Source organism: Lentzea terrae (assembly GCF_003265345.1).
Taxonomy (GTDB): domain Bacteria; phylum Actinomycetota; class Actinomycetes; order Mycobacteriales; family Pseudonocardiaceae; genus Lentzea; species Lentzea terrae.
This window is the reverse complement of record NZ_QFWW01000059.1, coordinates 96,567-116,447: the sequence shown is the minus strand read 5'-3', so window position 1 is coordinate 116,447 and position 19,881 is coordinate 96,567. Positions and strand designations below refer to the sequence as shown.

Below are 19,881 nucleotides of genomic sequence, written 5' to 3'. Positions count from 1 at the left end.
TCGGTTTGTCGGCTCGGGCCGGTCCCTACGACGGACGTTGATCGGTCCACTCGTAGGTGACGGTGCCCGACATCGTCACCACGCCGCTCGGCAGGCGGTTCTCCTGCGTCGGCCGGCGTTCCTCGAACCCGGTGACCTCACCGGTCGCGGGGTCGATGGTGAACTGGTAAGGGCTGCCGTCCGCCGTCACGGTCCCGTTGTCCCAGCGGATCTCCGGTGACTCGGCGAGCTTGCGGTAGAGGCCGGCCTTCTCCTCGTTGGTCGTGTACGGCGAGAGCATCGCCGCCGACGCGATTTCCAGGTTTTTCGCGGGGATCGTGCCCAGTGGCAGTTTCAGACTGTCCTCCTTGCACGGCGTGGCCGCGCAGAACGAGCCCCACAGCGTCGGGCCGCGGTAGCCGTCCGCCGGCTTGAGGTCGCCCACCGACCACTGCTCGCCGGCGATCTGGCGGCGTCCCCCGGTGAAGTTGCGGCGGATCACGACCATCTCGTCCGGCGCGACGGGCAGCCACACGTCGATCTCGAACTCGAGCGCCCCGGCGCTGAACTTGGCGCCGTTGGCGATGGCGTACGTCTGCCACACCAGGTACCTGATGTGCCGGTACTTCGTGGTCGGCTTGGGAGCCAGCTCGAGCAGAGCGGCCGCCTCGGTCAGCGACGTGGCCGGCGCGTGCGGCATGGTGGCGGGCGCGTCCCGGTGAGCCGGCCTCAGCAGCACCACGAGCCCGGTGATCATCACGACCGCCACGGCCGCCGCCGCGATGCCGACCCAGTTGCGCGAGCGGCGGCGAGGCGTTTCGGCGAACAGCTGCTCGCGGATCCTGGCCAGCCGCACGTCGTCGGCGGGCCGCACCGAGTACAGCTCGGCGAGGTCGTCGTCCAGCAGGTCACGCATGGCGGAGCTCCAGTTCCTTGAGCTTGGTGCGCAGGCGGTGCAGGCGGGAGCGCGCGGTGCCGGGGTTCATCTCCAGCGCCTCGGCCGCCTCCTGCACGCTGAGGCCGGCGAGCGACACGAGCAGCAGCAGGTCGCGGTCGGCGTTCTGCATCCTCGCCAGCTCACCGGCGATCAGCCGCAGGTGCGAACGGGCGTCGATGCGGGCCACCACCGTGTGCTCCAGCGTCTCGGCGACCCCGAGGTCGACGCCGTAGCGTTCGGAGGTGCGCAGCAGCCGGGTCTCGCGCTTGGCGTGGCCGCGCAACAGGTTCGTCGCGATGCCGTAGAGCCACCCGACCACGCTGCCCCGTCCGGGGTCGTAGGTGTCCTTGGCGCGCATGGCCGCCAGAAAGGTCTCGCTGACCAGGTCGTCAGCCACGTCGACACCCACCCGCCGCGCCAGATATCGGTGCAGGGGTTGAGCGTGCTCGTCGAACAGCTCCGCGAACATCACGCCCCCAGTTGGCTCGCCGCGGCTCCGGCGTTGCAGTGACCTGAATCACAGTGGACGGCCTCTTGATGATGATCCCATGACCAACTGGACCGTGACGGTGGCTGACGCCGCGAGTTCGCCGCTCAACCGCGAGTACAACGCGGAGATGATCAGTCGCTACTGGGGACGGCCCACCAACGACGCGGAGATCGACGCGTACGAACGCGACGAGCAGGATCACGACGTGCCGGTGTTCCTCGTGGTGTCGCGGGACGGTGACGAGGTGGGGTGCCTCGGCATGAGGTTCCTCGAAAATGGCGTCGGCGAGCTGACCCGGATGTTCGTCCGCGTGCCGTACCGCGGCCAGGGCGCCGCGTCGGCGTTGCTCGAGGCGATGCAGGCCGAGGCGCTGGCCAGGGGCGTCACGGTGCTGCGGCTCGACACGCGCACGGACCTCGTCGAGGCGCGGAGCCTCTACGCCAAGCACGGGTTCGCAGAGATCGAGAACTACAACGACGCGAAGTACGCCGGGCACTGGTTCGAGAAGAGGTTGAAAGGTCGGAGCAGTCACGGTTGTTACATCGCTTGACTCGGACGAAACATGCGACATAGCGTCCGAGTCATTGGATGTCTTCCGGTGACCGCCGCCCCGGATCACGAGGGGAGTGTCCGTGGCGGTGAGAGCTGCAGTCGCGGCCGCGTTGGTCGCGGGAATGATCGTCGTGCCGCCTGCGCAGGCCGGTGCCCCCGGCCCGCAGGCTGTCGTCAGCACCTCTGGTGGCAGCGTCACCCTGGCCGTGAAGCACGGCGGCAAGACGGTCGTGCAGCCGTCGCCGGTCGGGATCACGACCGAGCGCGCCGACCTGTCACGAGGTCTGACACCGGCCGGCAAGTCGCGGCGGATGATCTTCGAGCGCTACCGCACGTCGTCCGGCAAGAAGCTCGACCGGACCGTGCGGGCCATCGAGACGACGTACCGCTTCAAGTCTGGTGAGAACTCCCTCAACCTGGTCGTGCGCGAGTCTCCCGACGGCGTCGCCTACCGCTACGAGCTGCCGCAGGACACCGGCGCGGTCACCGGCGAGGCCTCGGCGTTCGTCCTGCCCGCCGACGCGACGGCGTGGCTCGCCAAGTTCCGCCGCGACTACGAGAACCCGTTCCTGCAGCTGACCGCGGGCACCGCGGAACTGGCCGAGTACATGCACCCGGCGCTGTTCGACGTCGGCGGCACGCACGTGCTGATCACCGAGTCCGATGTGGACGGACGCTACTCCGGCGGCCGGCTCGTGCACACCGGCGGCGGCAGGTTCCAGATCAAGCTGTGGGACGAGCAGGTCGCGGTCACCGGAGCGCTCAAGACGCCGTGGCGCACCATGATCGTCGGAAGTCTCGCCACCGTCACCGAGTCGACGCTCGCGGACGACCTCGCGCCCCCGTCGAAGATCCGCGACACCAGCTGGATCAAGCCCGGCCCGGCGGTCTGGACGTGGCTCGCCGGTGGCCGCTCGACGCAGCAGGACCTCGCCAAGCAGAAGGAGTTCGTCGACTACGCGGCGGCGCGCGGCTGGCCGTACGTCGTGGTGGACGCGGGCTGGTACGACGACCCGAACTGGCGGCAGACCAGCTTCATCCCCGAGCTCGTCCGGTACGCGAAGGCGCGCAGGGTCGGCATCCACACGTGGGTGCGGTTCAGCAGCGTCGACACGGCGGCCAAGCGCGCGGACTACCTGCCGTGGCTGCAGAAGTGGGGCGTGCAGGGTCTGAAGATCGACTTCATGGACTCCGACGGCCAGGAGCGCTACCGCTGGTACGACGAGATCCTGCCGGAGACCGCGCGGATGCACTTCCTGATCAACTTCCACGGCGCCACGCTGCCGCACGGCGTCCACCGCACCTGGCCGCACGTCATGACGACCGAGGCGGTGCACGGCGCGGAGAAGTCCAGCGGCCTCACCACGAGCCACCTCACCGCGCTGCCGTTCACCCGCAACGTGGTGGGCGGCATGGACTACACGCCCGGCGGCTTCCACCGCACCCGTGCCAACACCGACGGCGGCGAGCTCGCGCTGACCGTGCTGTACGAGTCGGGCATCCAGAACCTCGCCGGGCGCCCGGACTCCTACGACGCCAGGCCACCCGCGCGGTGGTTCCTGGAGCAGGCGCCGGCCGCGTGGGACGAGACCCGGCTGCTGTCCGGCCGTCCCACCGAAAGCGTTGTGATGGCACGGCGCAGCGACGACCGGTGGTTCGTCGGCGGCGCGATCGCGGGGGAGGCCAGGACGCTCGACCTCCCGGCGCTCGGCAAGGGGCGCTGGCTGGTCGAGGTCGTGCGGGACGGTGCTGCCGGACTGGTCAGGGAAACCCAGGTCACCGACCAGAAACTGACCATCCCGGTGGCGAAGGACGGCGGGTTCGTCGCACTGGTGTGCCGCCCGGTGCGGGATACCTGTGCGCGGCCCACGTACGGAATTCCGTCCACGACGGTCGTGACGACGCCCGAGCTCGTGTCGGTGCAGCCCGGTCAGACGTTCGAGATGAGCAGCACCTTCACGAACACCTCGGCCCAGCCGCTCTACGACGTGACGTTCGCACCGCGCGTACCGTCCGGGTGGAGCGCTTCCCCTGCTGCCAGGGCGTTCCGGGTCGCGCCGGGTGAGTCGCTGAGTGGCAGGTGGACGGTGAAGGTCGGCGCCCACCCTGTCGTTGGTCTGACAGATGTGCCTGCCGTGGCCCAGTTCCAGCCCTACCGCTTCAGCTCCAGCGTGGAGGCGGAGAAGGCGACCCGCACGCACGTCTGGAAACCGTTGCCCGCAGGGCAGTCCTACGTCGCGGGCAACGATCGTTCCGTCGAGGGCAGGACGTTGACGACCGGTGGCGTCAGGTTCGGCAAGGGCATCGGCACGACGCCCGCGGACAAGAGCTTCGAGATCGGGGCGTGCACGAGGTTCGACGCCACGGCAGGGGTGGACGACGAGGTCGACGGTCGCGTGGATCGTGCGGCGGGTGTCGGCGGCTCGGTGACGTTCGCGATCGTGGGTGACGGTCGCGTGCTGCACGAGAGCCCGTTGCGGCGATCCGTCGATCCCGCGCTGCCGATCAGCGTGGACGTCACCGGGGTGAAGTCGCTGACGTTGCGGGTGACCGACGGCGGTGACGGCGCCGCGCTCGACCACGCGGTGTGGGGTGACGCGCGGCTGATCTGCTGACGCATCGAATCATCGACAGCGGTTCCGTCGAATACGCCTGTCGATTCGCCAACTCGTGATTCGACGCTGTCCCAACGGTTTCCGGCGCTTGACGCTGCCGAGACGAGCGCCATATGGTGCCAAAAGCTCGGTCACCAGTCGTCGCGAAACGAGGTCTGATGAAGCCGGCTCGACTGATCATGACGTTGTTCACCGCCGTGACGTTGTCGGTGCCGTTGGCTTCGACGGCCTCGGCCGCACCCGAGACGGACGGCCACCACCACACCCTGCGCTGGGCGGCGCCCAAGGGCTTCCACATCGGAAGCGCGGTCGCCGGCGGCGGTCACCACGAGGAACAGCCCTACCCGGACCCCTTCACCTCGGACCGGCCGTACCGGCGCGTGCTGGCCGCCGAGTTCAGCTCGGTGTCGCCGGAGAACCAGATGAAGTGGGAGTACATCCATCCCGAGCGCAACCGGTACAACTTCGGCACGGCGGACGCCATCGTGCGGTTCGCCAAGCAGAACCGGCAGGTCGTCCGCGGACACACCCTGTTGTGGCACAGCCAGAATCCGGAGTGGCTCGAGCAGGGCAAGTTCACCGCGGACGAACTCCGCGCGATCCTGCGCGAGCACATCAAGACCGTTGTCGGGCGGTACGCGGGCCGGATCCAGCAGTGGGACGTGGCCAACGAGATCTTCACCGACTCGGGCGCGCTGCGGACCACGGAGAACATCTGGATCCGCGAGCTCGGCCCCGGCATCGTCGCGGACGCGTTCCGGTGGGCGCACCAGGCCGACCCCAAGGCGAAGTTGTTCTTCAACGACTACAACGTCGAAAGCGTCAACGCGAAGAGCGACGCGTACTACGCGCTGATCAAGGACCTGCGTGCCGCCGGCGTGCCCGTGCACGGCTTCTCCGCCCAAGGGCACCTCAGCCTGGACTACGGCTTCCCGGACGATCTGGAGCGCAACCTGAAGCGGTTCGCCTCTCTCGGCCTGGAGACCGCGATGACCGAGGTCGACGTGCGGATGACCCTGCCCGCGAGCGGCGTGCCCACCGAGGCCCAGCTGCGCCAGCAAGCCGACTACTACCAGCGCATGCTCACCGCCTGCCTGAACGTCCGCACCTGCCGGTCGTTCACCATCTGGGGCTTCACCGACAAGTACTCGTGGGTGCCGGTCTTCTTCCAGGGGCAGGGCGCGGCCACGGTGATGTGGAACGACTACACCCGCAAGCCCGCGTATCACGCCCTGCGGTCCACCCTGGCCGGACGCAGGTGACCTAAGCGGCAGCCCGCGCCGGCAGGCCGGCGCGGGCGGCCCCCACGAAGTCCTCGCAGGACTGCTTGCACGCGACACCGTGGACGACCTGCCAGCCGGCGGGCACCTGCAGCACCGCCGGCCAGATCGAGTACTGGCCCGTTGGGCTGACCAGCACCAGGAACATGGTGTGAGCCTGAGCGAACGGGGAAGTCATGACTCCAGAGTGACGTGGGCCACCTATGGTCCGGCTATCTCCGCGCTCGAGCTCACATTTCCCGATCCGGTAGTTCGTGTGATTACGTTGCGTCGTGACTGTGGAACAGGTGGTTCTCCTGGCCGAGGACGGTTCGGCCATCGGCGTCGAGGACAAGGCCGTGGTGCACCACGCGGACACCCCGCTGCACCTCGCGTTTTCCAGCTACGTCTTCGACTCGGCCGGGCGGATCGTGCTGACCCGCCGCGCGTTGCACAAGAAGACGTTCCCCGGTGTGTGGACCAACACCTGCTGCGGTCACCCGCTGCCGGGCGAGGACATGGCCCAGGCCGTGCTCCGGCGGCTGCAGGACGAGCTGGGCATGCGGTGCTCGGACCCGGAGCTGCTGCTGCCGCGCTTCCGCTACCGCGCCGAGATGGACGGCGTCGTCGAGAACGAGATGTGCCCGGTGTTCCGGGTCCTCTCCGACGACGAGCCGGTCCCGAACCCGGACGAGGTCGACTCGGCCGAGCGCGTGCCGTGGACCGAGTTCGCGGCCTCCGTGCTCGACGGCTCGCGCGAGATCTCGCGGTGGGCCCAGTTGCAGGTCGCCGAGCTCGTGCAGCTGGGGCCCGACCCGTTGCGGTGGCCGGTCGCGGACCGCGCCGAACTGCCCAGCGCGGTTCGACTCGCATGACTCAGTCGCGGAGCCGGTAGGTCAGGTCGCACCTGGCTTTCGGCTCGCCGACGCGGAGGGGCGCGTGCTCGTCGAACAGGATGCGTTCGACGAGCTGCGCGACCACCTGCCGCCCCGATCAGCGACGTGTGGCACGACGAGCTGTGCGCGCTCGCCGGGCAGGTCGCCTACCGGGACCGCTAGCTCACCACTCCAGCGAGCCGCCGTTCTGGTACTCGATCACGCGCGTCTCGAAGAAGTTCTTCTCCTTCTTGAGATCCATCATCTCCGACATCCACGGGAACGGGTTCTCCGTCGGCTCCCACACCGCCTCCAGCCCGAGCTGCGCGCACCGGCGGTTGGTGATGAACCGCATGTACTGCTCGCACAGGTCGGCGTTGAGCCCGAGGATCCCGCTCGGCATCGTGTCGCGGCCGTAGGCGATCTCCAGCTCGCAGCCCTCGGCGAGCATGGTGCGCACCTCCTTCTGGAACACGTCGTTCCACAGGTGCGGGTTCTCGAGCTTGATCTGGTTGATGGCGTCGATGCCGAAGTTCAGGTGGATCGACTCGTCGCGCAGGATGTACTGGTACTGCTCGGCGATGCCGACCATCTTGTTGCGCCGGCCCAGCGACAGGATCTGCGCGAAGCCCGTGTAGAACCACATGCCCTCGAAGACCACGTAGAACGCCACGAGGTCACGCAGGAACGCCTGGTCCTTGTCCGGCGTGCCGGTCCTGAACTCCGGGTCCTCCAGGTGTTGCGTGTACTGCAGCGCCCAGGCGGCCTTGTCCGTGATGGACGGGACCTCGCGGTACATGTTGAACAGCTCGCCCTCGTCCAGGCCGAGCGACTCGCAGATGTACTGGAACGTGTGGGTGTGCACGGCCTCTTCGAAGGCCTGGCGCAGCAGGTACTGGCGGCACTCGGGGTTGGTCAGGTGCCGGTACACCGCGAGCACGATGTTGTTGGCCACCAACGACTCCGAGGTCGCGAAGAAGCCGAGGTTCCGCTTGATCATGCGGCGTTCTTCTTCGGTCAGCCCGTCCGAAGACTTCCACAGGCTGATGTCGGCCTGCATGGACACCTCGGTCGGCATCCAGTGGTTGTTGCAGCCGTTGAGGTACTTCTCCCACGCCCAGTGGTACTTGAGCGGCAGCAGCTGGTTGACGTCGGCGCGGCAGTTGATCATCGCCTTGTCGTCGACGGAGACGCGCGCGGCGCCTGCTTCGATACTCACTGGCAAGCCTCGCAGTCGGGTTCGGTGACGGAGCAGGCGACGGGGGAGACGGCGTTGAGCTTGCCGTCGGTGCCCTGCAGGGTGGACTTCTCGACGTGCGTGGCGGACTGCGTGCGCAGGTAGTACGTGGTCTTCAGGCCGCGCAGCCACGCCAGCTGGTACAGCTCGTCGAGCTTGCGGCCGCTCGGCTGAGCCAGGTACAGGTTCAGCGACTGCGCCTGGTCGATCCACTTCTGCCGCCGCCCGCCCGCCTCGATCAGCCACGAGCTGCCGACCTCGAACGCGGTGGCGTACAACGCTTTGAGGTAGGGCGGCACGCGGTCGATCGCGCCGAGGCTGCCGTCGTGCAGCTTCAGGTCCGCGATCATCTGCTCGTCCCACAGCTTGCGCTGCTTCAGAGAACGCACCAGATCCGGGTTGATCACGGTGAAGTCGCCGGACATGTTCGACTTCACGTACAGGTTGCGGTACTGCGGCTCGATCGACTGGTTGACGCCGGCGATGTTCGCGATGGTCGCGGTCGGCGCGATGGCCATCACGTTCGAGTTCCGCATGCCCCTGCGGGCCTTCTCGCGAACGACGCTCCAGTCCATCGTGGACTCCCGGTCCACGGCCAGCTCGCCGTCGCCGCGGTGCTGCGCGAGGATCCCGATGGAGTCGATCGGGAGAATGCCCTGCGACCACAGCGATCCGTCGAACGACCGGTACGCGCCGCGCTCCCGGGCGAGCTCGGCCGACGCGGTGATCGCGTAGTAGCTGATCTCCTCCATGCTGCGGTCGGCGAACTCGACGGCCTCCTGCGACGCCATCGGCGTGCCGAGCGTGAACAGCGCGTCCTGGAAGCCCATCAGGCCCAGGCCGACCGGCCGGTGCTCGAGGTTCGAGTTCCGCGCCTCGGGGATCGTGTAGTAGTTCACGTCGATCACGTTGTCGAGCATGCGAACCGCGGTCCGCACCGTCTGCTCGAGCCGTGCGTGGTCGATGCCCTCGGCAGTGACGTGCTGCGCGAGGTTGACCGAACCGAGGTTGCACACCGCGACCTCGTCGATCGTGGTGTTCAGGGTGATCTCGGTGCACAGGTTGGACGAGTGCACGACACCGCTGTGCTGCTGCGGCGAGCGCAGGTTGCACGGGTCCTTGAACGTGATCCACGGGTGGCCGGTCTCGAACAGCATGGTCAGCATGCGCCGCCACAGGTCGACGGCCTGCACCCGGCGGAAGACCTTGATCTCGCCGTTGTCCGCCTTCGCCTCGTACGCGCGGTACTTGCGCGCGAACTCGTCACCGAACGCGTCGTGCAGGTCCGGCACCTCGTCCGGCGAGAACAGCGTCCACTGGCCGTTCGCGCGGACCCGGCGCAGGAACTCGTCCGGCACCCAGTTCGCGGTGTTCATGTCGTGCGTGCGGCGGCGTTCGTCGCCGGTGTTCTTGCGCAGGTCGAGGAACTCCTCGACGTCGATGTGCCAGGTTTCGAGGTACGCGCAGACCGCGCCCTTGCGACGTCCGCCCTGATTGACCGCTACGGCCGTGTCGTTGGCAACCTTGAGGAACGGCACCACGCCCTGCGACTTGCCGTTGGTGCCCTTGATGTGCGCACCGATGCCCCGTACCGGCGTCCAGTCGTTGCCGAGACCGCCGGCGAACTTGCTGAGCAGCGCGTTGTTGCTGATGCCGTGGAAGATGGCGGCAAGATCGTCGTCCACTGTGGTCAGGAAGCACGACGACAGCTGCGGCCGGGTGGTGCCCGAGTTGAACAGCGTCGGCGTCGAGCACATGAAGTCGAACGACGAGAGCAGCTCGTAGAACTCGATCGCGCGGGCGTCGCGGTCGTCCTCCTCCAATGCCAGGCCCATGGCGACGCGCAGGAAGAACGCCTGCGGCAGCTCGTAGCGGCGGCCGTCGTGGTGCAGGAAGTAGCGGTCGTACAGCGTCTGCATGCCCAGGAACTGGAAGTTCAGGTCGCGGTCCGGTCGCAGCGCCGCACCCAGACGGGCCAGGTCGAAGTCCGCGAGGCGCGGGTCGAGCTGGCCGAGCTCGATGCCGTAACCCACGAACGACGCGAAGTACGACGGGTAGCGCTCGCTCATCTCGGCGTGCGACAGCGGGACGCCGCAGGCCTCGGCGCGCAGCTTGTCCAGCAGCAACCGGGCGCTGACGTACGAGTAGTCGGGATCCTGCTCGACCATCGTGCGGGCGGCCATGATCGGCGCCAACGCGAGCTCGGCGTCGGTGATCCCGGCGTAGAGGTTACGCTTGGTCTCGGCCAGCACCGCCTCGGCTGACGCGTTGGGCAGGTCGGCGCAAGCTTCGTTGATGACCACTGATAGGCGGTCGGGCACGCTCTCTCCTCGCGAGCTGAGCCCGAGGAAACGCATGCGCGCACACCACTGGTGCACACAGCCGCCCTCCCTCGGGGCACCGTGTCGTGCGCGCAGGCTTGCGCACACACCAGTGGCAGGTCTTCGGACTCGTGGGCGTCGTGCTCGCGCCTACCGGCCGTCGCTTCCCAGGTCTCGCGACCCAGTGCTTCGTTGACGGCTTTCGTTCCCACTCACCGCTGCGGGGCAGTCCCGGACTTGCACCGGGTTCCCTCTTGCCTCACCGAGCCCGTTGCTCCGAGTCGGTGAACCACCAGCGCGGCAGATACTACATGTAGGGGTGGGGTCTGGATCACCACCCAACATGGGCGTGTCGTGGGTTAGGGTGATCTCCGTGGATGATCTTCGGCCGCGAGTCGTCGCGGGTGCTGTCGTCAGCGCGGGACTGGCTTCGGCCTCGCTCGTCATCGGTGCCGGGGCGCCGGTGACGAGCGGTGTTCTGGCCGTGTCCGCGGTGCTGGTGATGATCACGACCCGGCGATCAGGGTCACCCCGAGACTGATCATCACGGCCGCGATCACGCCGTCCAGCACCCGCCACGCGCGGGGCTTCGCGAACAGCGGGCTGAGCAGCCGCGCGCCGAACCCCAGCGCGACGAACCAGGTGACGCTGGCGGTCACCGCGCCCACTCCGAACAGCCACCGGCCGGCCGCGATCGACCCGAGCAGCAGCACGGTGTCCAGGTAGACGTGCGGGTTGAGCCACGTCAGTGCAAGCGCGGTGAGCACTGGCCTGGTGCTGGTGTCGCCGGCCTGCATCGACTGCGGCCGGAACACCCGGCGCGCCGCCAGAAACCCGTATCCCAGCAGGAAGATCCCGCCCACGACGGCGGCGATGGTGATGGCCTGCGGGAACATCTTCACGATCGCCCCGAACCCGGCGACACCCACCGCGACGAGGACGGCGTCCGAAATGGCGCACACGGCGACGACCCCGGCCACGGCCTGGCGTCGAAGTCCTTGGCGCAGCACGAAAGCGTTCTGCGCGCCGATCGCGACGATCAAGGTCATCATGGTGCCGAAGCCGAGCAGGAAATCAGTCACGCCCCCGACGGTAGTTACGCCGCCTTGATGAGACCAGCTAAAGATTCTTACGTATCATTAGCAGCTGTGATGGACCTCGACCTCGTGCGCACGCTGCTCACCGTCGTCGACGCGGGCACGTTCGACGCCGCCGCCGCTGCGCTGCACGTCACGCCTTCCGCTGTCTCGCAACGGATCAAAGCCCTGGAGCAGCGCACCGGCCGCGTGCTGCTGGTGCGCGTGCGACCGGTGCGGCTGACGCCGTCGGGGGAGGTGCTGGTCCGCTACGGTCGGCAACTGCTCGTCCTGGACCAGGACCTGGACGCCGCCTTGGGCTCGGACGCCGTCGTCCGCGTGCCGATCGCCGTCAACGCCGACTCGCTCGCCACGTGGTTCCTCCCTGCGCTGCAACGGGTTCCGTCGTCGTTGAAGATCTCGTTCGACCTCCACCGCGAGGACCAGGACCACACGACGGCGCTGCTGCGCCAAGGTGTCGTGATGGCGGCCGTGACGTCCTCGCGCGAGCCGGTCGCGGGCTGCACGGTGCGTAAACTGGGCAGCATCCGTTACGCCGCAATGGCAACCGAGTCCTTTGTAGAGCTGCACGCCGCCGGTCCGGTGAAGTCGTGGCTCCCGGACGCGCCGGTCGTGGTGTTCGACCGCAACGACGACCTGCAGGACCGGTTCGTGCGCACGCTGACCCGCGGCCGCGGCGCGTCCGACCACCGCCATTACGTGCCGTCATCAGAGGTGTACGTGCGGGCGATCGTGGCGGGGTTGGGGTGGGGCATGGTGCCGCCGCAGCAACTGCAGGAAGGCCTGATCGACCTCGCGCCCGGCCGCACCGTCGACATCCCGCTCTACTGGCAGCAGTGGAAGCTCGACTCGCCGGCGCTGACGGCAGTCGCCGACGCGGTGGCCGGCGAAGCCGCTGAAGCGCTGCGCTAGGAGTTACCCTCGGTGACATGACCGGACGAGAGCTCGAGTTCGAGGACCGGTTCACCACGCTGGACCGGTGGTATCCGCACTACCTGCCGCACTGGAGCTCCAGCGCGGCCACCGCCGCCCGCTACACCCACGACAACGGCCTGACGCTGAGGATCGACGCCGACCAGGAGCCGTGGTGCCCCGAGTTCGACGGCGACACCAGGGTCTCCGGCCTGCAGACCGCGCTCACCGAGGGGCAGTCCCGCTTCCGCCCCGACCTGCAGGTCCGCGAACCACAGCAGCACCTGCGCCTCTACACCCCGACGTACGGCCGGTTCGAGATCCGCTGCAAGGCCGTCGACGACCCCGGCTGCATGGTCGCGCTCTGGATGATCGGCCTGGAGGACGTGCCGGAGCGGTCCGCGGAGATCTGCGTCGCCGAGATCTTCGGCAAGCACGTCCACCCGGCCAACACCGGCGTCGGCATGGGCCTGCACCCGTTCGGCGACCCGGCGATCAAGGACGAGTTCGAGGTCGTGGACGTGCCGATCGACGCGCGCCAGTTCCACACCTACGCCGCCGACTGGCAGCCCGGCCGGGTCGACTTCTTCGTCGACGGCGAGCTGGTGAACACGGTGGGGCAGGCGCCGGACTACCCGATGCAGTTCCAGCTGGCGATCTTCGAGTTCGGGCCGGAGCGGACCGGGCGCTACCCGAAGGAGTTCGAGGTCGAATGGTTCCGGGCCTACCGCTGAACGGGAAGACCGCCGTCATCTACGGCGGCGCGGGCACCATCGGTGGCGCGATCGCCGAGGCGTTCGTGCAGGCAGGTGCCGAGGTGCACCTGGCAGGACGCACCGAAGCCACGCTCAAGGCCAGGGCCGACGAACTGGGTGCCCGGTACGCGGTGGTCGACGCGCTCGACGAGCAGGCGGTCGACGCGCACGCGGCCACGTTCGAGCACCTCGACATCTCCGTCAACGTCACCACCGACAACGACGTCCAGGGCACGCCGATGGTGGAGATGAGCGTCGAGGACTACCTCAGCCCGGTCGTCTCGGCCGTCCGGTCGAAGTTCCTCACGGCCAGGGCCGCCGCACGGCACATGATCAGGCAGCGCTCCGGCGTCATCCTGTTCTTCGGCGGCACGGGGGAGGCGTCGGCGCACCGGAAGTGGCGGCTCGGGGGCCTGCTCGCGGCGTTCGACGCGGTCGAGTCCATGCGCCGCCAGCTCGCGGCCGAGCTCGGTCCGCACGGCGTTCGGGTGGTGACCCTGCAAACCGGTGGCATCCCCGAGTCCATCCCCGCCGAGCACCGCGCACCGATCGAGGCGGACATCGTCGGTGACACGCTGCTCGGCCGGGCCGCCACGAAAGCAGACGTCGGACGAACAGCGGTCTTCGTGGCCTCGGACTGGGGCCGCGCCATCACGGGAACGCAGGTCAACATCACATGCGGCAGCGTCCTCGACTGAACCTGTCGAAAAGCTGGGAGCATCCTGTCGGCTTCCTGAACCCAGGAACCCCGGAGGTTCGTCCCAGCGTTGGCCGTTATGTGCTGATTCCACGACTAGCCGCCACCGGCGGTTCACTCGCCGTCGTCGTCACGGTGGCCATGGTCGGCCTGCTCGACCTGACCGTCGGCCCGCTGCGCCGCACGATCAGCGAGTACGCCCTGGGCGACTACCGGCCCGTTTTCGACGTCGCGGTGTTGCTGCTGGCCGCGGGCTCCGTCGCGATCCTGGTCGCGCTCGTCCACAAGGGGCTGGCGAAGTGGCGGTCCACCGGCTCGATCGCGCTGATCCTGTGGTCGATCGGGCTGCTGCTCGTGGTGGTGTTCCCCAAGACGAACTGGGCGATGGGCACCAACCAGCTCAGCGGCAGCATCCACCGGTTCGGCAGCATGATCGCGTTCGTCAGCCTGCCGATCGCCGTGATCGCGCTGGCGCGGCCGTGGCTGAAGGACCACGTGTGGGGAAAGCACGCGAGGTTCACCATGGCGTCCGGTGTGCTGAGCGTCATCGCGTTCATGCCGATCCTCTACGCCATCGTGATGGGCTCGATGGGCGGCGTTCGGTGGTGGCGGGTGTTCCCGTTGGGCTACATCGAGAGGATCTTGCTCATCGCCGAGGTCGCCGCCCTGCTCGTCGTGGGGCTGTGGGCCATCGCGGCAAGTAGGGTTGCGCCATGGCGAGTTGGGGAGACCTCGCGGATTACATCCGCGCCGAGTACGACGTCATCCACGACGAGGACGAGGAGCTGAGGGTCCTCTTCACGTTCGGGGACGAAGACGAGGACGACGACGACCGCACGCAGGTCGTGATCATCGTCCGTGAAGTGCTCGACAAGATGCACGAATGGGTGCAGATCGCCTCCCCGTGCGGGTTGGCCTCGCAAGTGAACCTCCGTGACGTGCTGGAGGAGGTCGGCAAGTCCACGGTGGCGTGCGGCCTCGCGATCATGGGGGAGCACGTCGTGGTCCGGCACTCGTTGCCGCTGGCGGACCTCGACATCCACGAGTTCACCGACCCGCTCCAGCTGCTCGCCGGCACGGCGGACATGCTCGAGGAACAGTTCTGGGGAGGAGACGGCTACTGATGTTCGACTTGTCGCCCGCGGCCGATCGGCTGGCGGGCTTGGTGCGCAACGTGACCGACGGGGACCTCAAGGCCCCCACGCCTTGTCCGGACTACACGGTCGGCGACCTGCTCGACCACGTCAACGGTCTGTCGGTGGCGTTCACCATGGCGGCCTTGAAGACGCCTCTGGAGGGCTCTGGCTCCGGTGACGCCTCCCGGCTGCCGCTGGACTTCCGCGAGTCGATTCCCGTCCGGCTGGCCGAGCTGGCGGAAGCGTGGCGTTCAAAGGACGCGTGGGAGGGCATGACCGCGGCGGGCGGCGTCGACCTGCCGGGCGAGGTCGCGGCTGCCGTGGCGCTCGACGAGATCGTGCTGCACGGCTGGGACCTGGCCCGCGCGACGGGGCAACCGTTCGACGTCGAGCCGGACCTGCTCCAGGTCGTCCACGGCTTCGTGTCGGAGATCGGACCGGGCGACCGCGACGGCTCGTTGTTCGGCGCGGCGGTCGAGGTGGACCCGGACGCGCCACTGCTCGACCGTGTCCTTGGACTCAGTGGGCGCGACCCAGCCTGGGGGCTGAGTTAGGCTCCCCTAACGTGAGAGCGATTACGGTGCAGGTTCGGGCCGGCCTGGGCGTGGGACGCCTGGCCACCGCCGTGGATTCCCTGGTGGAACTGCATCCCGAACTGTGTCGTTCCGGCTTCACGCACCTGGAGGTCACGGACCCCGCCGCCGCCACGGACGCCGCACTGGCGCGGGCGGAGGCGGGGCTCGACCTCCAGGCGGGCGTCCTGATGCAGGCCGTGTGGCTGGACGCCGGCCCCGCGCAGTCCGGCCGGATGATCCTGGCGCTGCACGACATCGTGGCCGACCGCATGCCGCGCATCCTGCCGTGGCTGGTGCGGGCCTGGATGCAGCCCGCGCTCGTCAGCTGACGCGCTGCGCCACGAACACGTACTCCCGGCCGGGCCGGTCTGGCGCGTCCCGCACGTCGACGACCTTGAAGCCGGCGCGAACCAGGTCCTGCTCGGCCTCCGCACGCGAGCGGAAACGCAGGGTCGACTCCGAGTCGATCGCCGAGCCGTCCGGGAAGCTGTAGGTGTGGCGGAACGACACGAACGGCAGGCTCACGCCGAGCAGTTCGAGTTGCTCGCGGACTCCGACCAGCACCCGTGGCTTCGCCCGCGCCCAGTCCTCCCAGGCCCGTCGCTCCGGCCGCCGGGTCTCGAACACGAAGTGCCCGCCGGGGCGCAGCGCACCGTGCACAGCTCGAAGCGTGGCGGCCCAGTCGTCACCGAGGAACACCTGTGCCACGTTCCCGGTCATCGTCGCGAGATCGACCGACAACGGGGGCAGGGAAGTCGCGTCCCCGTGGATCCAGGTGACGCGGGAGTCCTTGGCCCGTGCGATCTCCAGTGACGCCAGCGCCGGATCCACCCCGACGACCGACCGTCCGGACGAGGCCAGCAGCACCGCCAGGGACCCCGTTCCACACCCGATGTCGAGCACACTCGACGCCTTCAGTTCGGAGGCGATCCCGAGATACAGGTCCAGGTCCCCGCGCGGCCCGTCGAAGGCGTCGTAGATCCGGGCCAACCGCGGGTCGGCGAAAATCGCATCAGGCATGCCACATGGTAGGCCCGACGACGAACGGCATCAGCAACTCGATCACTTCCCGGTCAGGCCGCCCGTTCAGTTCTTCCTCCGCGACGCGACGGGCGATGCCGGCCAGGAAGTCGGCCACCTGCACGCGGGCGTCGTACTGCGAGTCCACCAAGGTCAGGCTTTCCAGCCGCGGCGCCAGTTTCTTGAGCTGCCGGATCCGGCCGTCGGTCAACGAAAGCTGCTGGTCGTGCACGATCGAGACCGGGCCGGCCCACTGCCCGACGGCCCTGAGGATCGCCGGGAACAGCGGATCCAACGTCCCGCGCGGTCCGCGAGCGCGCAGCAGGTCGTTGTAGTGCTCCAGAGGCCCGGAAACGGCACCGAACTCCGCGCGCACCCGCGAGGCCAGAAACCGCCGCTTGTCCACGAGCTGCACGCGCGCTCGACCGGCCAGCGGACCCGATGGCCCGAGGAACCACAGCAGCACCCACCGGTTCTTCGCGCGCAGCAGGTGGTTCGCCTTGTACTCCACGGCCGGTGACTTGATCATCTCCCGCAGCGACTCGACGCACGAAGCAGCCTCGTCCCACGACATCCGCACACCCGCGTGCGCGAAGACCGCCGTGACGCCGCCGACGAGCTTCTCGCCCTCGGATCCCGACTCGTCGCAGGCGATCTCCATCAGGACATCCGGAACACGGGGCCACGAGCGCGGAACGGCAGGTGCGCCGAAGCAGGTATCAGGAACGCGTGGTCGCGCCGAACACGCAGCACGTCGCACCAACCGTCGGTGATCACCAGGATCGGGCCGGCGGAAGGGAAGTCGGACGCGCGTTCGAGCAGGTCGATGCCGGGCTGCAGCACCGTGCCGCCGCGCCCGCGCACCGTCACCCGGCCCGCGATGTCCTCGACGGGCAAATATCCGGCGTCATATGCCATCGCATCACAGAAAACCACGCGTGCGGCGGGCACGTCACGTGCCGCCGCATAGGAAGCGATCGCACCAAGAGCCTTGCCCAGCAACTTGGGATCCATCGACCCGGACGTGTCGAGCACGACCCCGAACGTCGGCCGCGACTCCAGGGTCTCCGGGCGCACCCAGCCAGGTCGTGGAATGTCCGGAGTGGACGCTTGCCGCCGCGACGCACGGGCGTAAGTCCGCCGTTTCTCCACGGACGGAACGAACTCCTCGAACCACCGGGCCAGCTGCGCGTCCCACGACAGGGGAGGGTGCTCGAGCGCGCGGATCTCCTCGACCAGCCCGGCGGGCAACAGACCGCGGGAAGCCGTGTGATGGCCGAGTCCGGTCAGCAACGCGCGCCGGTAGAACTCGTCCAGGTCGGTGATGTCCGAAGGGCCGCGCAGGGGTTCGTCGAGCAGGTCGCCCGCACGGCCGCGCAATGTCAACAGCTTCCGGTACCGCCGCAGATCCGTCGTGATCCGGTCGTACACGGACTCCGCCGACAGCCCCCGCAACGACGGGTCGTGCAGCACGCCTTCCGGTGCGGCACCGACGCCCATCTCGACCAGCCAGCCGTTGACCACGAAGTCCGCGGCGATGTTCCACAGGTACGCATCGCGCCCGCCGACCCGGTCGCAGTGCCGCAACGCCGCGTGCAACATCTCGTGCGCCAGCACGAAACGCCACTCCTGGCGCGACAGCCCGGCGAGCGGGTTGACGTAGATCTCCGCCGACGCCGTGGACACCGCCGCGATCGAGATGTCCCAGCCCCGCGCCAGTTCCGCGTCCGCCACCACGGTCATCGCCGACGCGAGCGCGCCCAGCAGCGGGTAGTTCGACACGAACCAGCTCAGCGCGAGATTCCACTCGGTCTTCGCCGGTCGTTCGTCGGACAACGACGAGCGCGCGCCGCCCGCCACGTCGATCGCGGCGACGGCGGCGTTCGACAGGCCCGCCGCGAACCGGCTGGCCCACTTCTTCGGGTCCGCCGACTCGCCACCGCGCACGCAGCGGCCCGGCTCCCACGAGGCCGGGCGGGTGCCGAACTTCAGCGCGGGCTGGAAGTCGAGCACGTCCTCGCAGGAGTGGGTGCCGAAACCCAGGTGCAGCAGGCAGTGCGCGAACACCCACGCCCACTCGTCCGCGCTCGCCTTCCGCGTGGGATGCGCGAGCAGTGAGCCGTCCAGCGAGACGTCCGCCCACTCGTGTTCGGATCGCCGGACCAGATAGCCGTTCAGCGCGGCGAACAGCGGATGGGCGTCGATCCGCCGGTTCGCCGCGGTGAACGCCTCCGCGGCGGGGTCGACCCGAGCGCGGCGGCTCATGCCCGTGCCGCCACCAGTCGTGGCAGGTCGCGCGTCACCTCGACGAGGAACCACGCGGGCAGCACGGGATTGCCGTCGTCGTCGGCCGCGATCACCATCTGCGCGATCTCCAGCGACAGCTCGGCCAGCTCCAGCAGCAGCGCCTTGCCCCGGTGCGCGAGCTGCTTGCCCGCCGCCGGCGCGTGCGCCTTGTCGTGCGGCAGCTCCTTCACCAGCCGGGCGCGGAACGCCTCGGCCAGGAAGTACAGCAGGTCGCGGTCGCCGGGCGCGGACGGCCAGCGCACGTCCCCGCGCAGCACCGCCTCGAGCCCGTAGGCGTGCCGCACGGTCTTCACGAACGCCTTGAACATCGACGCGTGGTTCGCGGTGACCGTGCCGAACGCCAGCACCCCGAGCAGGTCCTCGGAGATGTCGTCGCCGAACGAGTGCAGCGCGTCGGACAGCATGTGCCAGCCACGCGGCGTGGAGAACGTCTCCTCGACCTTCGGCGCCGCGCTCCACAGGTGGTCCGGGCGCTGCGTCAGGTACTCGAGCACCCACGGGTGAATGCTGTTCTCGCGCGCCCACGCCAGCCAGTCGCGCGCCGACGCCGTGAGGTGCACGTGGACCATGCGGTTCACGAGTGCGGACGCCATGGGGCGCGCCAGCGCGTTGTCGACGGCGCGGTTGCCGGCGCCGATCACGATCGAGCCCTTCGGCAGCTCGTACGAGCCGATCCGGCGGTCGAGGATCAGCGAGTAGAACGCCTTCTGCACCTCGGGGCTGCTCGCGTTGAGCTCGTCCAGGAAGAGGCAGTACGGGTCGTGGCGCGCGATGGTTTCCGGTGGTGCGAACCGGGATCGGCCACCGACCAGTTCCGGAACTCCGATGAGGTCCTCCGGCGCCAGCTGTGTGCCCAGCAACGTGACGCACTCGAGGCCCAGCTCGGCGGCGAACTTGCGCACGAGTGAGGACTTGCCGATACCCGGTGCTCCCCAGAGGAAGACCGGTCGGACGACGGCGACGTGCAGCAGCACCTCCGGAAGCTGTGCTGGTGTCACGGTGACTGTGGATCTCATGGCTGGTCGAGAATGCCCGACCGGGCTCGTTCCGGTCGCCCGAATTTGTTGACAGCGGCAGTGGTCCAGTGCTGTGATTCAACGCACAACAGATAGGAAAC

21 protein-coding genes and 1 riboswitch are annotated in these 19,881 nt (G+C 68.6%); of the genes, 11 read left to right on the top strand and 10 right to left on the bottom strand.

Annotated features, from left to right (window positions below):
* Window positions 1-25: 25 nt before the first annotated feature.
* Entirely contained in the window at window positions 26-895 is an 870-nt protein-coding gene (locus tag DI276_RS48935; protein ID WP_112277207.1) for a hypothetical protein, read from the bottom strand.
* A complete protein-coding gene (locus tag DI276_RS48930) occupies window positions 888-1,385 on the bottom strand; it encodes an RNA polymerase sigma factor (protein WP_157985430.1) in 498 nt (165 codons plus the stop codon). Before DI276_RS48930 ends, DI276_RS48935 begins: the two co-directional genes overlap by 8 nt.
* 79 nt (window positions 1,386-1,464) lie before the next feature.
* On the opposite strand from DI276_RS48930, the gene DI276_RS48925 reads away from it, so the two are divergent.
* The 3 genes from DI276_RS48925 (at window position 1,465) to DI276_RS48915 (ending at window position 5,835) form a co-directional block, all read left to right on the top strand.
* On the top strand, window positions 1,465-1,956 hold the full coding sequence (locus tag DI276_RS48925) for a GNAT family N-acetyltransferase (RefSeq protein WP_112277205.1): 492 nt from the start codon (window positions 1,465-1,467) through the stop codon (window positions 1,954-1,956).
* An 88-nt stretch (window positions 1,957-2,044) separates the two neighbouring features.
* The gene (locus tag DI276_RS48920) at window positions 2,045-4,573 is read left to right on the top strand and encodes a glycoside hydrolase family 97 catalytic domain-containing protein (RefSeq protein ID WP_157985429.1); all 2,529 of its coding nucleotides are present in this window, start codon (window positions 2,045-2,047) and stop codon (window positions 4,571-4,573) included.
* Window positions 4,574-4,731: 158 nt separating this feature from the next.
* Window positions 4,732-5,835, top strand: coding sequence for an endo-1,4-beta-xylanase (locus tag DI276_RS48915; protein WP_112277203.1), 1,104 nt, complete (start codon window positions 4,732-4,734; stop codon window positions 5,833-5,835).
* Between the two features lies 1 nt (window position 5,836).
* On the opposite strand, the gene DI276_RS48910 is transcribed toward DI276_RS48915, so the two are convergent.
* Window positions 5,837-6,031, bottom strand: a complete 195-nt coding sequence (locus DI276_RS48910) for an MbtH family protein (RefSeq protein WP_112277202.1) — start codon at window positions 6,029-6,031, stop codon at window positions 5,837-5,839.
* A gap of 100 nt (window positions 6,032-6,131) precedes the next feature.
* On the opposite strand from DI276_RS48910, the gene idi reads away from it, so the two are divergent.
* The gene (gene idi / locus DI276_RS48905) at window positions 6,132-6,707 is read left to right on the top strand and encodes an isopentenyl-diphosphate Delta-isomerase (protein ID WP_112277201.1); all 576 of its coding nucleotides are present in this window, start codon (window positions 6,132-6,134) and stop codon (window positions 6,705-6,707) included.
* A 184-nt stretch (window positions 6,708-6,891) separates the two neighbouring features.
* Here idi and DI276_RS48900 read toward each other — a convergent pair whose 3' ends face one another.
* The 3 genes from DI276_RS48900 to DI276_RS48890 form a co-directional block, all read right to left on the bottom strand.
* A complete protein-coding gene (locus DI276_RS48900; protein ID WP_269814379.1) occupies window positions 6,892-7,926 on the bottom strand; it encodes a ribonucleotide-diphosphate reductase subunit beta in 1,035 nt (344 codons plus the stop codon).
* A complete protein-coding gene (locus DI276_RS48895; RefSeq protein WP_408610656.1) occupies window positions 7,923-10,265 on the bottom strand; it encodes a ribonucleoside-diphosphate reductase subunit alpha in 2,343 nt (780 codons plus the stop codon). Before DI276_RS48895 ends, DI276_RS48900 begins: the two co-directional genes overlap by 4 nt.
* A 97-nt stretch (window positions 10,266-10,362) precedes the next feature.
* A riboswitch (cobalamin riboswitch) is annotated at window positions 10,363-10,574 on the bottom strand.
* A gap of 197 nt (window positions 10,575-10,771) precedes the next feature.
* Window positions 10,772-11,317, bottom strand: a complete 546-nt coding sequence (locus DI276_RS48890) for a LysE/ArgO family amino acid transporter (protein ID WP_112277329.1) — start codon at window positions 11,315-11,317, stop codon at window positions 10,772-10,774.
* Window positions 11,318-11,416: 99 nt separating this feature from the next.
* Between DI276_RS48890 and DI276_RS48885 the strand changes: the two genes are divergently transcribed.
* The 7 genes from DI276_RS48885 (at window position 11,417) to DI276_RS48855 (ending at window position 15,766) form a co-directional block, all read left to right on the top strand.
* Window positions 11,417-12,274: a LysR family transcriptional regulator ArgP gene (locus DI276_RS48885; RefSeq protein ID WP_112277328.1), complete on the top strand. Its 858-nt coding sequence runs from the start codon at window positions 11,417-11,419 to the stop codon at window positions 12,272-12,274.
* 17 nt (window positions 12,275-12,291) lie between these two features.
* Window positions 12,292-13,008, top strand: coding sequence for a glycoside hydrolase family 16 protein (locus DI276_RS48880; protein ID WP_112277199.1), 717 nt, complete (start codon window positions 12,292-12,294; stop codon window positions 13,006-13,008).
* Window positions 12,987-13,727 carry an SDR family NAD(P)-dependent oxidoreductase gene (locus tag DI276_RS48875; RefSeq protein WP_112277198.1) on the top strand — a complete coding sequence of 247 codons (741 nt, stop codon included), beginning with the start codon at window positions 12,987-12,989 and terminating at the stop codon, window positions 13,725-13,727. Before DI276_RS48880 ends, DI276_RS48875 begins: the two co-directional genes overlap by 22 nt.
* A gap of 80 nt (window positions 13,728-13,807) precedes the next feature.
* Complete coding sequence (locus tag DI276_RS48870) at window positions 13,808-14,515, top strand: DUF998 domain-containing protein (protein WP_232837447.1); 708 nt, start codon at window positions 13,808-13,810, stop codon at window positions 14,513-14,515.
* Window positions 14,440-14,850, top strand: coding sequence for a type III secretion system chaperone family protein (locus DI276_RS48865; protein ID WP_112277196.1), 411 nt, complete (start codon window positions 14,440-14,442; stop codon window positions 14,848-14,850). The genes DI276_RS48870 and DI276_RS48865 overlap by 76 nt, the downstream gene beginning before the upstream one ends.
* Complete coding sequence (locus DI276_RS48860) at window positions 14,850-15,416, top strand: TIGR03086 family metal-binding protein (RefSeq protein WP_112277195.1); 567 nt, start codon at window positions 14,850-14,852, stop codon at window positions 15,414-15,416. The genes DI276_RS48865 and DI276_RS48860 overlap by 1 nt, the downstream gene beginning before the upstream one ends.
* 11 nt (window positions 15,417-15,427) lie before the next feature.
* The gene (locus DI276_RS48855) at window positions 15,428-15,766 is read left to right on the top strand and encodes a condensation domain-containing protein (RefSeq protein ID WP_157985428.1); all 339 of its coding nucleotides are present in this window, start codon (window positions 15,428-15,430) and stop codon (window positions 15,764-15,766) included.
* On the opposite strand, the gene DI276_RS48850 is transcribed toward DI276_RS48855, so the two are convergent.
* Genes DI276_RS48850 through DI276_RS48835 form a run of 4 tightly spaced genes read right to left on the bottom strand, consistent with a single transcriptional unit; the run spans window position 15,759 to window position 19,780 of the window.
* The gene (locus DI276_RS48850; protein ID WP_112277193.1) at window positions 15,759-16,457 is read right to left on the bottom strand and encodes a class I SAM-dependent methyltransferase; all 699 of its coding nucleotides are present in this window, start codon (window positions 16,455-16,457) and stop codon (window positions 15,759-15,761) included. The genes DI276_RS48855 and DI276_RS48850 overlap by 8 nt on opposite strands.
* Complete coding sequence (locus DI276_RS48845; RefSeq protein WP_112277192.1) at window positions 16,450-17,118, bottom strand: DUF3800 domain-containing protein; 669 nt, start codon at window positions 17,116-17,118, stop codon at window positions 16,450-16,452. Before DI276_RS48845 ends, DI276_RS48850 begins: the two co-directional genes overlap by 8 nt.
* Complete coding sequence (locus DI276_RS48840; RefSeq protein ID WP_112277191.1) at window positions 17,118-18,722, bottom strand: vWA domain-containing protein; 1,605 nt, start codon at window positions 18,720-18,722, stop codon at window positions 17,118-17,120. Before DI276_RS48840 ends, DI276_RS48845 begins: the two co-directional genes overlap by 1 nt.
* On the bottom strand, window positions 18,719-19,780 hold the full coding sequence (locus DI276_RS48835; RefSeq protein WP_198681364.1) for an ATP-binding protein: 1,062 nt from the start codon (window positions 19,778-19,780) through the stop codon (window positions 18,719-18,721). The genes DI276_RS48840 and DI276_RS48835 overlap by 4 nt, the downstream gene beginning before the upstream one ends.
* Window positions 19,781-19,881: the final 101 nt, after the last annotated feature.